General features: G+C 59.9%; 14 protein-coding genes and 1 tRNA gene. 9 read left to right on the top strand and 6 right to left on the bottom strand.

Going from position 1 to position 14,533, the window contains the following annotated elements; all coding sequences use genetic code 11:
• Window positions 1–4: 4 nt before the first annotated feature.
• The 4 genes from IU397_RS09955 to IU397_RS09940 all read right to left on the bottom strand — a co-directional run bounded on the left by IU397_RS09955 (window position 5) and on the right by IU397_RS09940 (window position 4,357).
• On the bottom strand, window positions 5–1,435 hold the full coding sequence (locus IU397_RS09955; RefSeq protein WP_239479713.1) for a GntP family permease: 1,431 nt from the start codon (window positions 1,433–1,435) through the stop codon (window positions 5–7).
• A 29-nt stretch (window positions 1,436–1,464) separates the two neighbouring features.
• Window positions 1,465–2,064 carry a recombination mediator RecR gene (recR, locus tag IU397_RS09950; RefSeq protein ID WP_204412942.1) on the bottom strand — a complete coding sequence of 200 codons (600 nt, stop codon included), beginning with the start codon at window positions 2,062–2,064 and terminating at the stop codon, window positions 1,465–1,467.
• A gap of 6 nt (window positions 2,065–2,070) precedes the next feature.
• Complete coding sequence (locus IU397_RS09945; RefSeq protein ID WP_204412941.1) at window positions 2,071–2,415, bottom strand: YbaB/EbfC family nucleoid-associated protein; 345 nt, start codon at window positions 2,413–2,415, stop codon at window positions 2,071–2,073.
• A gap of 190 nt (window positions 2,416–2,605) precedes the next feature.
• Window positions 2,606–4,357 carry a DNA polymerase III subunit gamma/tau gene (locus tag IU397_RS09940; RefSeq protein WP_204412940.1) on the bottom strand — a complete coding sequence of 584 codons (1,752 nt, stop codon included), beginning with the start codon at window positions 4,355–4,357 and terminating at the stop codon, window positions 2,606–2,608.
• A gap of 238 nt (window positions 4,358–4,595) precedes the next feature.
• On the opposite strand from IU397_RS09940, the gene IU397_RS09935 reads away from it, so the two are divergent.
• From IU397_RS09935 to IU397_RS09925, 3 genes are all read left to right on the top strand, one after another.
• Entirely contained in the window at window positions 4,596–5,153 is a 558-nt protein-coding gene (locus IU397_RS09935; RefSeq protein WP_204412939.1) for a TRAP transporter small permease, read from the top strand.
• The gene (locus IU397_RS09930) at window positions 5,150–6,502 is read left to right on the top strand and encodes a TRAP transporter large permease (protein ID WP_239479712.1); all 1,353 of its coding nucleotides are present in this window, start codon (window positions 5,150–5,152) and stop codon (window positions 6,500–6,502) included. The genes IU397_RS09935 and IU397_RS09930 overlap by 4 nt, the downstream gene beginning before the upstream one ends.
• Window positions 6,503–6,718: 216 nt before the next feature.
• Window positions 6,719–6,804, top strand: a tRNA-Leu gene (locus IU397_RS09925).
• 116 nt (window positions 6,805–6,920) lie between these two features.
• Here the strand turns inward: IU397_RS09925 and IU397_RS09920 are convergent.
• Entirely contained in the window at window positions 6,921–8,417 is a 1,497-nt protein-coding gene (locus IU397_RS09920; protein ID WP_204412938.1) for a hypothetical protein, read from the bottom strand.
• Between the two features lie 176 nt (window positions 8,418–8,593).
• On the opposite strand from IU397_RS09920, the gene purC reads away from it, so the two are divergent.
• From purC to IU397_RS09890, 6 genes are read left to right on the top strand one after another with little or no spacing between them, the layout of a single operon-like run.
• Entirely contained in the window at window positions 8,594–9,355 is a 762-nt protein-coding gene (purC, locus tag IU397_RS09915) for a phosphoribosylaminoimidazolesuccinocarboxamide synthase (RefSeq protein ID WP_204412937.1), read from the top strand.
• 5 nt (window positions 9,356–9,360) lie between these two features.
• A complete protein-coding gene (locus IU397_RS09910; RefSeq protein WP_204412936.1) occupies window positions 9,361–9,738 on the top strand; it encodes a hypothetical protein in 378 nt (125 codons plus the stop codon).
• Window positions 9,735–9,965, top strand: a complete 231-nt coding sequence (gene purS, locus IU397_RS09905) for a phosphoribosylformylglycinamidine synthase subunit PurS (protein ID WP_204412935.1) — start codon at window positions 9,735–9,737, stop codon at window positions 9,963–9,965. Before IU397_RS09910 ends, purS begins: the two co-directional genes overlap by 4 nt.
• Window positions 9,965–10,627, top strand: coding sequence for a phosphoribosylformylglycinamidine synthase subunit PurQ (gene purQ, locus IU397_RS09900; RefSeq protein ID WP_204412928.1), 663 nt, complete (start codon window positions 9,965–9,967; stop codon window positions 10,625–10,627). The genes purS and purQ overlap by 1 nt, the downstream gene beginning before the upstream one ends.
• Before the next feature lie 44 nt (window positions 10,628–10,671).
• Window positions 10,672–12,441 carry an ATP-binding protein gene (locus IU397_RS09895; protein WP_204412927.1) on the top strand — a complete coding sequence of 590 codons (1,770 nt, stop codon included), beginning with the start codon at window positions 10,672–10,674 and terminating at the stop codon, window positions 12,439–12,441.
• Between the two features lie 18 nt (window positions 12,442–12,459).
• Window positions 12,460–13,794, top strand: a complete 1,335-nt coding sequence (locus tag IU397_RS09890) for a sigma-54 dependent transcriptional regulator (RefSeq protein WP_204412926.1) — start codon at window positions 12,460–12,462, stop codon at window positions 13,792–13,794.
• Between the two features lie 195 nt (window positions 13,795–13,989).
• Here IU397_RS09890 and IU397_RS09885 read toward each other — a convergent pair whose 3' ends face one another.
• Window positions 13,990–14,229: a hypothetical protein gene (locus tag IU397_RS09885; RefSeq protein WP_204412925.1), complete on the bottom strand. Its 240-nt coding sequence runs from the start codon at window positions 14,227–14,229 to the stop codon at window positions 13,990–13,992.
• Between the last annotated feature and the right edge of the window lie 304 nt (window positions 14,230–14,533).

Genomic DNA, 14,533 nt, shown 5'->3' with positions numbered 1-14,533 from the left:
GGGGTCAAAAACTGCCGAAGCTGAGCCCAACTGCGAGAATGGTGACCAGGGCCAGAACAGGGACCAGCACCGCGACCATGAACAGATCCCCATAGCTTTCCCGATGGGTCAGTTTACAGATCGACAGGAGTGTCACGACCGCACCGTTATGGGGCAAGGCATCCAGCCCGCCCGTGGCCACGGTTGTGACGCGGTGGAGCAAATCTGGAGAGATCCCGAGCGCAATCGCCTGTTCCAGATAGGATGCTCCGACAGCGTCAAGCGCGATTGACATGCCGCCACTGGCCGAGCCTGTCAGACCCGCCAACACGGATGTTGAAATGGCAAGCGCCACGACCGGCCCACCGCCCAACCCGTCCACCCCTTCCTGCACAAGGGCAAAGGCGGGCAAGCCCGCGACAACTGCGCCAAACCCGACAAGGCTCGCGGTATTGAAGATGGGCACCAGGGAGGCTTCGGCCCCGCGCCCCATGGTTTTGGTTGGGTGGGTCAGGTTGCGGTGGCCCAGGCCAACCACAAGCAGGATCGCGATGATCAGTGACAGGGTGATGGACCAGATTCCGCGCACAGTATCAATGGTTGTGGCACCATATTCCGGCAGGGCGAGGTAGCTGGTGTCGAGCCGTGGAAACACCTGAACGCTAAAGACGTAATTCGCCGCGATCACACAAAGGATTGGGAAAATGGCCCAGGCAAATCGGATCGCAACCGCGGGGGCAGGTGGGTTGGCGGCAACCTCCGCCGCCACCGCGCCGTGATACCCTTGATGGGCCAGGCGACGCGCGCGGTAGGTCAGCCAGACCCATCCGCACGCCGCCATGATCACCGCAGCGATCATCCCCAGCCCGGGGGAGGCAAACGGTGTCGTGCCGAAAACCGGCATGGGAATGGCGTTTTGAATGGCGGGCGTTCCGGGCAGGGCCGTCATCGTGAAGGTGAACGCGCCCAGGGCGATTGTTGCGGGCATCAAGCGCTTGGGAATGTTCGCGGCTTGGAACAGGGCCGCCGCAATCGGGTAGATGGCAAAGACGACAACGAACAGGGACACGCCCCCATAGGTCAGGAAGGCGCAGGCCATGACGACGGCGGGGATCGCGTTGGACGGGCCTAGCCAGCCGACAATCCCGTCAGCGATGGCGCGGGCAAATCCCGCACGGTCCATCAACCGGCCAAAGACCGCGCCCAGCAGAAATAGTGGAAAATACGTCACGACGAACGCGCCTGCGGCCGGCATGAAGACCTGTGAATAGGTCGCCATGAGGGGCATTGCCGAGAATGCCGCAGCCAAGGCCGCCATGATCGGGGCGAGGATCAGTACCGATATGCCGCGATAGGCCAGCCAGATCAGCAGACCCAGTGCCAAAAGAATTCCGGCCAACGCCATGGTGCCCCCGGTGATACCTTTGGAGGTTACCTCGTCGCTGCGGCGCGGCATTTCAAGGTTTCAGGTGAGGGAGTTGACCGTCAAAGCGCCTTTCTTGCGCGCAACGCGGCCGTGATCGTGCCATCGTCCAGGTAGTCCAACTCCCCTCCGATCGGCACACCCTGGGCCAGGGATGTCACGACAGCCCCGGTCCCTTCGAGCGCATCGGCGATGTAATGGGCGGTGGTCTGGCCGTCGATGGTCGCGGAAAGGGCCAGAATAACCTCACTCACCTGGTCTGTCTTGACGCGTTCGGCCAGGCGCGGGATCCGCAACTCGTCTGGTCCGATGGCATCAAGAGCCGATAGCGTGCCGCCCAGCACATGGTAGAGCCCCTTGAACACATCGGCTCGCTCCATGGCCCAAAGGTCCGCAACATCTTCAACGACGCAGATCTGGCTCCGGTCCCGCTTTGTGGATGTGCAGATCTCGCACAGATCCGTGGTACCGATATTGCCGCAGTTCACGCATTCGCGCGCTGTTTCGGCCACTGTTTGGATCGCGTCAGCGAGGGGGATCAGCAACAGGCTGCGCTTCTTTATTAACTGCAACACGGCGCGGCGGGCCGAACGGGGACCAAGCCCAGGCAGTTTGGCCATGAGCGCGATCAGCACCTCGATCTGACTGGGAGCCTCCGGCATGACCCGTCAAACAGGCAGATCCATGCCCGGCGGCAGGCCCATTTCTTGGGCGAGCCGCCCCATCTCTTCCTTGTGTTTGGCTTGTGCCTTTTGCTGGGCATCGGTGATGGCGGCCAAGATGAGGTCTTCGACCACTTCCTTTTCATCGGGGTTAAAGATGGTCGGATCAATGTCCAGCCCCTTCAATTCGCCCTTGGCTGTGCAGGTGGCCTTGACCAAGCCCGCACCACTTTCGCCGGTCACCAGGATCGCATCGAGGCTGGCCTGAAGCTCGCCCACTTTTTCCTGCATGTCCTTGGCAGCCTTCATCATCTTGGCCATATCGCCCAGGCCGCCTAATCCCTTCAGCATCTGCATTCTCCCGGCAGTCATTGTTCAACCGCTGTAATGCCTGCGCGAACCCCGCGACGCAAGTTCGGACGCCGGATTGCTGTGGGTTAGGTTTAACGAGGGCCGGCCAGAGAAGCGCGGACATGGCTGTGATCAATCACTCTGAACGCACTTCAGCAAGATTGAGTGATATCGTCGATTTGTTTGTATTTTAGCTGTCTTCGAACGGGTCCCATTCGTCATCAACCTCGGGCAGCGCGTCGATTGCAGCTTCCGTTGCGATCTGACCCGGCGTTCTGATGTCGGTTATATGCGCCTTTGGGAACGCCTTCAGTACAGCTTGCACCATGGGATGTTCCATTGCTTCGGCCTTTCTGGCTGCATCCTCCGCGTCACGCAGGTCTGCGATGGTCGGGGCACCCCCTTCATTGACCACCGATACCGCCCAGCGGGTGCCGGTCATCTGGCTCAACCGTTGGCCCAACCGTTGGGCGAGGTCGGGGGCGGTGTTTGGCGCAGGCTCAAACTCGATCCGCCCGGGTGTGTATTTGGCGAGACGCAGGGTCGTTTCGACCTCGACCAGCAGCCGCACATCGCGGTTGGCGCGGATCAGTTCGACCACGCTGTCGAAGGTCGGATAGCGGGCGAGCGCAGTTGCGGGTGCCGTGGCCAAGGCGGCCTGTGGCCCCGCACCAGCCGGTGTTCCCGCGGGCGCACTTGGCGGCGGGGCCGCAGCCTGTACCGGGGCAGGGGACGGGGTCGCGCGTCCGCCGCCGGGGGGCTGCGGAGGCGGTGGACCCAATTCCTTGAGCTTTGACAGGATATCCTCGGGCGCGGGCAGGTCGGCCACATGGGTGAGCCGGATAATCGCCATCTCGGCCGCCATCATGGCATTGGGGGCCGCGGCAACCTCTTCCAACGCCTTGAGCAGCATCTGCCACGTCCGGGTCAGCACCCGCATCTGCAAGGCCTCTGCCATAGTGCGGCCCCGGTCGCGCTCATCGGGAGAAATGGCCGGATCGTCAGCGGCATCCGGTGTGATCTTGGTGACCGACAACCAATGCGTGACCTCTGCCAGATCGCGCAGAACCGCCAGCGGGTCAGCGCCATCGGCATATTGTGCGCTTAACTCCGACAAGGCGGCGCCCGCATCGCCGCGCATCACCATGTCGAAAAGATCCAGGATGCGCCCGCGATCTGCAAGGCCCAGCATCGCGCGCACGGTATCCGCGGTGGCCTCAGCTGTGCCCTGGCTCAGCGCCTGATCCAGAAGGGAGGTGGCGTCACGGGCCGACCCTTCGGAGGCGCGCACCAGCAAGGCCAGCGCGTCATCGGTGATCTGGCCGCCCTCGGCATCGGCGATACGGCGCAGAAGGGCCACCATGTCCTCCGGTTCGATCCGGCGCAGGTCGAACCGTTGGCATCGGCTCAGAACCGTGACGGGGACCTTGCGGATTTCGGTCGTGGCAAAGATGAATTTCACATGGGCTGGCGGCTCTTCCAGCGTTTTGAGCAGCGCATTAAAGGCCGATTTGGACAGCATGTGAACTTCATCGATGATATAGACCTTGTAGCGCGCGGATGACGGCGCATAGGCCACGCTGTCCAGCACCTGGTTTCGAATGTCATCGATCCCGGTATTTGAGGCCGCATCCATCTCTAGCACATCCACATGGCGCCCTTCGGCAATCCCAAGACACGCGTCGCATTGCCCGCAAGGTTCGGTCGTGGGGCCACCCGTCCCGTCAGGCCCGGTGCAGTTCATCCCCTTGGCGATGATCCGAGCCGTCGTTGTTTTGCCGGTTCCACGGATCCCGGTCATCATAAAGGCCTGGGCGATCCGGTCGGCGGCAAACGCATTTTTCAGGGTGCGCACCATGGCGTCCTGACCCACCAGATCGGCAAATGTCAGCGGGCGGTATTTCCGCGCGAGCACCTGATAGCCGTCGGGCTGGTCGGTCATGGGAACTCCGAAACAGTGAACACACTCACCAACTTATGGGGAAGCCCCGGTGGCGTCCAGCGATCTTGATCCCCACTGCCAGACGCAACCTTCCACCCGCTAAACAAAGCCTTTGCTTACCGTAGGGCGGCCGCTGCATTGAACATGCTGCCCTTTTGCGGCTTGCGCTTTGGGTGTGGCTATGCCGAATTACACGTCGGAAATGGACGGCCCTCGCGCCGATCCAAGGGAGAGACGTATGACACAGGGTCTGGAAGCCGCAACGCGCGGACTGGCCTATCTGGGAGGCGGCATTCTGGCCTTCATTTCGGTGATGACGGTGGCATCGATCACCGGGCGCGCGCTGAATGGCCTTGGTCCGTTTGGCCCGGTTCCCGGCGACTATGAAATGGTGGCAAATGGATGCGCCTTGGCGGTGTTTTTCTTTTTGCCCTGGTGCCAGCTTAAACGCGGGCATGTCACGGTCGATATTCTGATCCAGGCCTTTCCAGCCCGGGTTCAAGCCATCTTTGGTCTGATCGGCGACTTGTTGATTGCGGTGGTTAGCCTTGTGATCCTCCGGCAGCTCTGGTTCGCCTTTGGTGAGAAATTTCCCTACGGCTCCGACGCGCTGCGCAACACGCTTGGCATGGGGTACAAACCCTTTTTCCCCGAAACAACCTATGAGCTGGAGGTTCCGGTTTGGACGCTCTACGGCGCGGCACTTTTCGGGGCGCTGATCCTGGTGGTGGTCAGCCTTTACACCGTCTGGCGTAGCGTGGTTTGGGTGCGTGACGGGCAGGAGCAGCCGCTTTGACCGGGATCGCCCTTGCCCTCACCGCCTTCGGTCTGATGCTGATTGGTATCTTTCTGCGGGTGCCTATCGCATTGGCCATGGGGCTGACCGGTTTTTTTGGTTCTTGGTATGTGCTTGGCACGCCCAATGCGCCCCTGGCCCAGATGAAGGGCCTGCCATATGAAACCTTCAGCAATCAGGGGCTGGCAATCGTGCCGCTTTTTATCCTGATGGGGCAAATCGCGACACGCACGGGCATGTCCGCTGCCCTTTTTCGGGCTGCCAGCGATTGGCTGGGCCACCGGCGTGGCGGTGTCGCCATGGCCAGTGTGGGGGCGTGTGCGGGGTTTGGTGCGATCTGTGGATCGTCACTGGCGACCGCCTCGACCATGGGTCAGGTGGCCCTGCCCGAAATGCGCAAACGTGGCTATTCCGACAGCCTTAGCACGGGCGTTTTGGCGGCGGGCGGGACATTAGGTATCCTCATTCCGCCGTCGGTTATTTTGGTAATTTATGCGATCATGGCGGAACAGAATATCGTCAAGATGTTCGTTGCAGCTCTGATCCCGGGATTGTTGGCCGCGGCGGGATATATGCTGACCGTATCCGTTTATGTCCGGCTTTGGCCCGATAGCGCAACCGCGGCCGAACGGATCCCATATGCGGCCCGGTTAAAGACTCTTGGCGCCATCTGGCCGGTCATTGTGATCTTTGGTCTGACGATGGGGGGGATTGTAGGGGACTGGAATTGGGTCAAGCCTGACGCGCAGGCTCTGTTCACCCCGAATGAGGCGGCGGCGTTTGGCGTCACATCGACTGCATTGTACGGTATGCTGGTCGGGCGGTTGACGTGGTCGGGTTTCCTGGCAGCCGTATTGGAGACGGCCAAGGCCACTGGAATGATCTTTTTCATTCTATTGGGAGCAGAGGTGTTCAAGGGGTTCCTGGCCCTTACCCGGGCACCGGACCTGCTTGCTGATTGGGTCACGATGCAAGGGTTCACACCGCTCATGGTGCTGACCGTGATGTTGCTGTGCTATCTGTTATTTGGCTGCGTGATGGACAGCCTTTCGATGATATTGCTGACGATCCCCATTTTCCTTCCAATCATCGAAGTGCTGGATTTCGGGATGAGCGTGGAAGAAACCGCCATATGGTTCGGTATCCTCGCGCTGATCGTGGTGGAGGTTGGGTTGATCACCCCCCCTGTGGGGATGAACCTCTTTATCATCAACGGGGTTGCCCGCGATATTCCGATCTCAAGAACCTATGCCGGGGTTGCGCCGTTCGTCATTTCGGATGTCATACGGGTTATCATTTTGGTCACTTTCCCGGCCATAACGCTGTGGCTGGTCGGAATAGCTGTGTAGGTGTCCCGGCTCAGCACACGTGTTAAAGTACGATACCAAGGATGGCACCGACAACGACGACAAGTCCAACGAGGTAGATGATGCGGTTCATGACAATCTCCTTTTGTTACCTGTTGAGGTAACTTGCCGTTAAGAAATTGGTTCCCGTTTTTGTGTGACTGCTTCGGTGAATTTGCTTGCCTCGCCGGTCCAATCTGATATTTCTGCCCGCCGGTGGCCCGAGTGGCGGAATGGTAGACGCAGGGGATTCAAAATCCCCCGCCTTCACGGGCGTGAGAGTTCGAGTCTCTCCTCGGGCACCAAATTAGGTGTAAAACTGCCGTAACCCGGCACTAGGTTTGTTTGACGCCGTCGCGTCGTATTATACAGCTATTTGAACAATGGCGGCCGATCACAGGCAGCTAACCGGTGTCGCCGCTCAATCGAGCGGCGGTTCTGCCGCGCGGTAGAGAGCGGTCAGGCGATCAATGGCGCGGTGTTTTTCATCGTCTTGCCGGTTGCCACGCTCGATCAACGCTGTGGCACGGGACAATGCGCTGCTGACCTCACCCGCTTGGAGCTGCTTGGTCAGGTCATCCAGCCAGGGCACCTGCTCGGCCGGGGGCAGGCCGGCTTCAACGGCATCCAGCAAAAGGCGCGTCACCTCCGTTTCCCAATCGCGCGTGCCTATTGCAGGTATGGCAGGCGATGCCTCGCCGTCGTCCGACAGCGTGATGTCGGCTGTGTGTGGCTCAACAGGCTCCGGTTCGGGCAGGACGTGATCATCGATCCGTTCAGGAGCGGCCGTCTCCTCTGCCGACGGCTCGGACGCTGAGGGGCGCATGAATATCGGTACTGGCTCACCACCTGACGTGCTGGCGGGCAATAATTCGGCCAGGGATGCGGTTTCGGAAAGGGGCTCCATTTCAACAGGTTGCACGGGTTCCAAACTATCGTCTGGCGCGTGAACCGCCTCCACAGTTTCCCCCACGGGATCGGGATCGGGATCGGGATCGGGGACCGGCACGGGTGGGTGGCTCGGCGGACCTGTGGTCCGGATCTTGCGCCGGGGTTGCGCCTTCAGTTTCCCCTCGCTGCCCGGGTCCGGTGTGGCGACGGGTTTGAGCATGGGTCGCGGCGCTACCGTTGGTTCCAGGGCAGGGGGGAGTGGTAGGGAGCTTTCGTCCGCCAATCGCGATGGGTCGGTGACGGGTTGAACCGGCAGGGTGTCGATCGGGCTGCCCCCCGCATCAGGCGACAGGACCAGACCGGTGCGCGACGGATCAGGGCTGCTGAACAGACATTCGGTATCGATCCCCAATGCTTCAAGAATTGTGCCTTGATGGATAGGGCTCATCACCTGATTGCGGGGCGTTTCGGGATCCGACAGGCATTCTGTTTCAGCTGGATGGGGCAGGCCGCTATCCGTGGCGGTCCAATTCGCATCCGGTCCCGCCCCCTTGAAGCTTAGAGCAGAGGTTCGGCGAAGGGCCCGCCCATTCTGGTAGACGTGGAACGCAAAATCGGCACCGGGATGGCGCGCACCACTGTAGCGGAAGTAAAACACCTCCAGCTCGGGATGCTGTTCGCTCAGGCCCCGCGCGACAGAAGACTGGCCGATCTCCGTCTCGATAAATTCGACCAGTGTCATCTGTGCCGGGCCGGGCGCGATGGAGATCCGGATCGGCAGATCCGACCCGCTGCGGTTGGCGCTGATATCGATGCGGGCATGGGGCCCACGACGCAACTTGGTATTGGCATGCACCAACAGTGGACGTGGCCCCCGCCCGTCACCGCGGAAAAGCCGCGTCAAAATCCCCTTGGACGCAGGCTTATCTTCGGCGTTTTTGACACGCAACGCGTTGAGGGCGGCGGCAACCCGGGCCGGGTGGAGCGCGAGCAAAGCGAAATCAAGAACGGCAAAATCGTCAATCATTAGCGTGGGGGGCCCTTTACTCCTCTGGACAGCCGTGCCGCCTCTATCCTGCGCCGTCAAGTGCCCAGCGGGTCGCGCGCCGCCGCTGCGATGGTTGCTTGCCCTCGCGCGTTCCCTTATAGCGCAGGCCGAAGGGGTGGTCGGCGGCATCGGCTGCCCGGCACGGAAAGGATCCCATGGCACGGCGTAAGAAGGTCTACGAAGGCAAGGCCAAAATTCTGTATGAAGGCCCCGAGCCCGGGACGCTGGTCCAGTATTTCAAAGATGACGCGACCGCATTCAATGCGGAAAAGCGCGACGTGATCGATGGCAAAGGCGTTTTGAACAACCGCCTGAGCGAATTTTTCATGACTGGTCTGAATGCCATTGGGGTGCCCACCCATTTCATTCGCCGTATCAATATGCGCGAACAGCTGATCCGGTCGGTGGAGATTATTCCGCTGGAAGTTGTCGTGCGTAATTTTGCGGCGGGTAGCATCTCAAAACGGCTCGGGATCGACGAGGGTACCCCACTGCCTCGGCCCATCGTCGAATTCTATTATAAGGACGATGATCTGGGCGATCCGCTGGTGACTGAGGAACATGTGATCGCCTTTGGGTGGGCCAGCCAGCAAGATATGGATGACATGGTGGCGCTGGCCCTGCGGGTGAACGATTTCATATCTGGTGTGATGATGGGTGTCGGCATCCGGCTGATCGATTTCAAGATCGAGATCGGGCGGATCTGGGACAATGATTTCCAACGCCTGATCGTGGCCGACGAGATCAGCCCGGACAGTTGCCGGTTGTGGGACATAAAAACCGGTGAGCGGTTGGATAAGGACGTGTTTCGGCGCGATCTGGGCAACCTGGCAGATGCCTATACCGAGGTGGCGCGCCGTTTGGGAGTGTTGCCCATGAATGCCGCACCGATCACCAAACCGACCCTCATCAACTAGGTGCCATGTTCGGCTGGTTTCGCAAATCAAAGGTCGATGGGCGGTCCGATCGCGCTCTGAAGAACGACAAGATCCGCGCGGCGTTGGGAGATTATGGCGACAGCGGTGCCGGTCCGCGCGAGGTTGTGCATTTTGCCTATCCCGCACCCGACGGATCCGGGGCCGGCCGAGATGATTTGATGCTAGCGCTGGCGTATCTGAACATGGAATTCATCGAGGATGAAGTTCTACGCCCCGGCGCCATTTTGCGCGAAACGCGTGAGGTCGCCTCGGACGATTTCGATCGTCATACCGAGGAGCTGGCAGGTGTGTTTCTGGGGCAGGGCTGGCATTATGACGGGTGGGAATGCACCGTCCAAACCAAGCGGGAGACAGGCCAATGAAGGCAATCGTGCATGTGACGTTGAAGAACGGCGTTCTGGATCCGCAGGGTGAGGCTGTGAAATCTGCCCTTGGCGGTATGGGGTTTGACGGCGTCAACGGTGTACGCCAGGGCAAAGTGATCGAACTGGACCTGGCCGAGGGCACATCTGAGGCGACCGTCACCGAAATGTGCGAAAAGCTGTTGGCCAATACCGTGATCGAAAGCTACCGGATCGAGCTGACCTGATGCGCGCCGCCGTCATCACCTTTCCCGGATCGAATTGTGATCGCGATCTGGCTATCGCCTTTGCCAATGCCGGGTTTGATGTGACCCGGGTCTGGCACAAAGACACCACGTTGCCGGAACACACCGATATCGTCGGGTTGCCCGGCGGGTTTTCTTTTGGGGATTACCTGCGATGCGGTGCTATCGCTGCGCAGTCCCCGATTTGCCGAGATGTCGTGCGCTTCGCCGATGGTGGCGGTTTCGTTTTGGGCGTGTGCAACGGATTTCAGATCCTGACGGAAACGGGCCTGTTGCCGGGCATCCTGATGCGCAATGCCGGGCTGACCTTTGTCGCAAAGCCGGTGGACCTGCGCATCACCGGGAGATCCATCTTTACCGATGGCTACAGGGTAAATCGCATCACGGTGCCCGTGGCGCACCATGATGGCAATTATCAGGCATCGGATGACGAGCTGGACCAGTTGGACGCCGAAGGGCGGGTCGCGTTCCGCTATGTTGATACGCCAAATGGAGCGGCCCGCGATATTGCGGGCATCACCTCTGCCAATGGCCGCATTCTGGGCATGATGCCCCATCCCGAACGCGCCATTGATCCGGCCTTGGGGGACACTGATGGTGCGCCGCTCTTTGCTGGCTTGATCGAGGTGATGAACACCGCGTAACGCGGGGCTTGGGCTTTCCTAACCTTTCACGTAGACTTTCGCCTATGTCCGATGCGCCGCAGAAACGTGACAAGCTGACACCCGTGCAACGGCGCAAGTCGCGTCGCGTGCGGCTGGCACTCGGCGCATTCCTGACTCTGGCCGCCGCACTGCTTTACGTCACCAACACGTTGCTGACCGAGCGGTTTACGGAAAATACCCGCAACCGTGCCGAATTACGCATGGCGCTTTATACTGGCAACATCGTCAGCGAATTGCAGCGAAATTCCGTTGTGCCCTTGCTGCTGAGCCAGGATCCAAACCTGGTTGGCGCGCTGAATTCGGCCGATTTTTCCACAAGCTCCCAGCGGCTGATCAGTTACCTGGACGAGATCGGCGCAGCGGGTTTCCTGTTGCTGGACGAAGATGGCCGGGCCGTTGCCGCGACAGACCGGAACCAATTGGGCAGTCGGCACCGGTCAGAGCGGTATTTCATTGATGCGATCCGTGCAAAGGACACTGTTTTCAGCACGATTGAACGGGAAAACGGTGCGATTGAATTCACGTATGCCCGCAAGCTGGTCTCGGATCGGCAGCAGATCGGTGTGATCGTTGTGTTTGTTGACCTGGCCAAGTTCGAACGCAGTTGGGCGGGGATCTCTGATGCGGTTATGGTCACGGACAGCACCGGCAAGGTGATCCTGGCGACCGAGCCGCGCTGGCGTGGCGAAACGGTGGAACAGGCGCTCGCGCGCCAGTCGCCGCCCAGTGCCATCAAGCGGGCCTGGAATGCCACTGCGGAATTCTCGTTTGCGTTGCCGCCCGATGCCTATCTGCTGGGCGAGGCGGTGATGCGATCAGAGACTCGCATCCCGTTTCAGGGGTGGCGAATTACCACCTTCACCAATTATCAATCCGTGCGGGAACGCGTGAACGGTGTTCTGGCGCTCGAAATCATGGGTTTGGCGCTGTTTCTGGCGGTGGCGTTCTACATGATCGGGCGCCGCGAGCGGACGCGATCAAAGCGCTTTCAGCGCGAGTCAGCAGAGCTTCGCCAACTCAATCAGGCCCTACAGCGCGAAGTTGCTGAGCGGAAACGCGCTGAAAAGAACCTGGAAGTCGCCGAACAGACCCTGGCCCAAAGCTCGAAATTGGCCGCGTTGGGGGAGATGTCGGCGGCTGTCAGCCATGAATTGAACCAGCCCCTTGCGGCGATGAAAACCTACCTTGCCGGTGCCCGATTGCTGCTACAGCGGCAGCGTCCGGATGAGGCATTATCGAGCTTTCACCGGATTGATGATTTGATCCGCCGGATGGGGGCGATCACACGGCAGCTAAAATCCTATGCCCGGAAGGGTGATCAGGCCATGGAACCCTTGGATGTAAGGGATGCCATGTCCTCTGCCCTGTCGATGATGGAGCCGCAACTGAAACGGCGACAGGTGGAGATCGTGCGTAACCTGCCACCCCACCCGGTCATGGTGAAAGCTGACCGGCTGCGCCTGGAGCAGGTGTTGATCAACCTCTTCCGCAACGCCTTTGATGCGACGGGCAACAATGCCACCCCTCGCATTGATCTGATGCTGACCACGGGCGAGACCGCAACAATAACCGTGCGCGACAATGGCACAGGGATTGAAAATCTCGAAACGCTGTTTGAGCCATTTTATACCACAAAGGCGCCTGGAGACGGGGTTGGGCTGGGTCTTGCTATCTCATCTGGGATCATAAACGATTTCGGCGGAAGCCTGACAGCCCGCAATGGCCGGGATGGCGGCGCAGTATTTGAAGTCAAATTGCCGATCTTGCAAAACGAGATGCAAGCGGCGGAATAAGAACGTGAGGTGAGCCCGATGGCGAAAGCGATGAAAATTGCGATTGTCGATGACGAACAGGATATGCGGCAGTCGATCAGCCAGTGGCTGGCGCTCAGCGGGTTCGATACCGAGGTGTTCCCCGGGGCCGAAGATGCGCTGAAGTCGATCAACGCGGATTACCCTGGCATTGTGGTTACTGATATTCGAATGCCCGGCATGGATGGCATGTCTTTTCTGAAGCGCCTGATGGCGCAGGATAGCAGCCTGCCGGTGATCATGATCACCGGTCACGGCGACGTGCCCATGGCGGTTGAAGCGATGCGCGTGGGGGCGTTCGACTTTCTGGAAAAGCCGTTCAACCCGGACCGGATGACCGAACTGGCCAAACGCGCCACCCAGCGCCGCCGCCTTGCCATGGACAACCGCGCTTTGCGCAAAGAGCTGTCCGATGGCACCGGTTTGATGAAAAAGCTGATTGGCGCCAGCCCAGTCATGGATCGTCTGCGTGAAGACATACTGGATCTGGGGCAGGCCGATGGTCACGTCCTGATCGACGGCGAAACCGGCACGGGTAAAACACTGGCCGCCCATGCCCTGCACGCGGTGGGCCCACGGGCTGCACGAAAATTCGTGATCCTGTCTTGCGCGGCCCATACGGAGGAGGAACTGACGACCAAGCTCTTTGAGGGTGATCCCGAAGCCAGCGTACTGCCGTTGGTCGAAGAGGCGCGCGGCGGCACCCTTTGCCTTGAGGATATCGAGGCGCTGAGTGCGGCGTTGCAGGCCCGGCTGCTGACCTTTATCAACGATCAGGGCACACCTGCCGAAACCCGTATTGTCGCCATCTGTAACCTGCAGGAGCAAGGCAAGACCTGTGAAGACGCGTTGCGGCCCGACCTGTTCTACCGTCTGGCCGCGATGAAGATCACGCTTCCACCGCTGCGGCAGCGGGGGGAAGACATCCTGATGCTCTTCACCCGCCTGAGCGAGCAGTTTGCCGATGAATATGGCTGTGACGCTCCGGAGGTCAGTGCGCAGGAGGCTGCACAGTTGCTGCAGGCCCCTTGGCCGGGCAATGTCCGCCAGTTGATCAATGTGGCCGAACGCGCCGTGCTGCAAAATCGGCGTGGCTCGGGCACGATTGCCTCGCTTCTGATGACCGAAGAGGATGAGAGCCAACCTGTCATGACGACAGATGGCAAACCACTAAAGGAATATGTCGAAGCATTTGAGCGCATGCTGATCGACAATACCATGCGGCGCCATCGCGGTAGTATCGTCAATGTCATGGAAGAGCTGTGCCTGCCGCGCCGTACGTTGAACGAAAAAATGGCGAAGTACGGCCTGCAACGCTCTGATTACCTTGGATAAAGTGGTCTTCGGTCGACGGTTCTGTTGATAGAGAGGATACCGTTCTAAGCCGTTTGGCTAACCGGCTGTACCCGAACACTTGTGCTTTTTGGTTTGATTTCGGTCATCTACTGGGTGCCTTTGTGGTCCTTCGCTTCAGCCGGGCACTGGATGCCGCTTTGGCCGCTATTATCGTTGCGGTGGGTATCCGGCCTGTCATCGCGGAAGGTCGTCCCGTTCTGCAGCGGTAGATTGCTGCGACCAAAAATCTGGACGTGGGACGTGAATCTGGCTCTGACGGGAAAGATCATCTTGTTCTTCGATGAACGGTATTGAACGGCCTCCGTCAGAAATTGCCGGGAACTCTGTGATGTAATCGTCCGACATGGCGGGACGGAACAGCAGCTGTTTGGCCGCGACCGGGAGGTTGGGTGGTACCGTTGCAGAATTGCCCATTGTAATCCCGTCCTTATCCACCTTAATGTTGTCAGACGGGCGGCCAATACGGTTGGTGGGCCCGGTTAGTTTCTCTGATCACCGGGGATAAGGGCATGTGGCTCTGCCTCGTGATCGGACCGATTTGGCCCCCTGGGCCTGACGTAACGCCCAGACGAAAACATGTTTGGGATTTGAATGGATGCGCTAGTTGCCTTGCGACAGCGCATCGGAGAAGAACCGCGATGCAACGCGCGCCGTCGATGAACAGACACATAGACAGGCCAATCGGCCGATGCTCTGCCGCGCGTTTCGCCTTTACAAA

This window comes from Actibacterium sp. 188UL27-1 (genome assembly GCF_016901225.1).
GTDB lineage: Bacteria > Pseudomonadota > Alphaproteobacteria > Rhodobacterales > Rhodobacteraceae > 188UL27-1.
The sequence above is the reverse complement of the archived record's forward strand: the minus strand, read 5'-3'. Positions and strand labels throughout refer to the sequence as shown.

What these genes read in the sequence shown, in the direction of transcription:
- IU397_RS09890 (WP_204412926.1), top strand. Translation starts at nt 12,460, where the DNA reads ATGGCGAAAGCGATGAAAATTGCGATTGTCGATGACGAACAGGATATG.
- recR (WP_204412942.1), bottom strand. Translation starts at nt 2,064, where the DNA reads ATGCCGGAGGCTCCCAGTCAGATCGAGGTGCTGATCGCGCTCATGGCC.
- IU397_RS09955 (WP_239479713.1), bottom strand. Translation starts at nt 1,435, where the DNA reads ATGCCGCGCCGCAGCGACGAGGTAACCTCCAAAGGTATCACCGGGGGC.
- IU397_RS09895 (WP_204412927.1), top strand. Translation starts at nt 10,672, where the DNA reads ATGTCCGATGCGCCGCAGAAACGTGACAAGCTGACACCCGTGCAACGG.
- IU397_RS09935 (WP_204412939.1), top strand. Translation starts at nt 4,596, where the DNA reads ATGACACAGGGTCTGGAAGCCGCAACGCGCGGACTGGCCTATCTGGGA.
- purQ (WP_204412928.1), top strand. Translation starts at nt 9,965, where the DNA reads ATGCGCGCCGCCGTCATCACCTTTCCCGGATCGAATTGTGATCGCGAT.
- IU397_RS09885 (WP_204412925.1), bottom strand. Translation starts at nt 14,229, where the DNA reads ATGGGCAATTCTGCAACGGTACCACCCAACCTCCCGGTCGCGGCCAAA.
- IU397_RS09940 (WP_204412940.1), bottom strand. Translation starts at nt 4,357, where the DNA reads ATGACCGACCAGCCCGACGGCTATCAGGTGCTCGCGCGGAAATACCGC.
- purS (WP_204412935.1), top strand. Translation starts at nt 9,735, where the DNA reads ATGAAGGCAATCGTGCATGTGACGTTGAAGAACGGCGTTCTGGATCCG.
- IU397_RS09920 (WP_204412938.1), bottom strand. Translation starts at nt 8,417, where the DNA reads ATGATTGACGATTTTGCCGTTCTTGATTTCGCTTTGCTCGCGCTCCAC.
- purC (WP_204412937.1), top strand. Translation starts at nt 8,594, where the DNA reads ATGGCACGGCGTAAGAAGGTCTACGAAGGCAAGGCCAAAATTCTGTAT.
- IU397_RS09910 (WP_204412936.1), top strand. Translation starts at nt 9,361, where the DNA reads ATGTTCGGCTGGTTTCGCAAATCAAAGGTCGATGGGCGGTCCGATCGC.
- IU397_RS09945 (WP_204412941.1), bottom strand. Translation starts at nt 2,415, where the DNA reads ATGCTGAAGGGATTAGGCGGCCTGGGCGATATGGCCAAGATGATGAAG.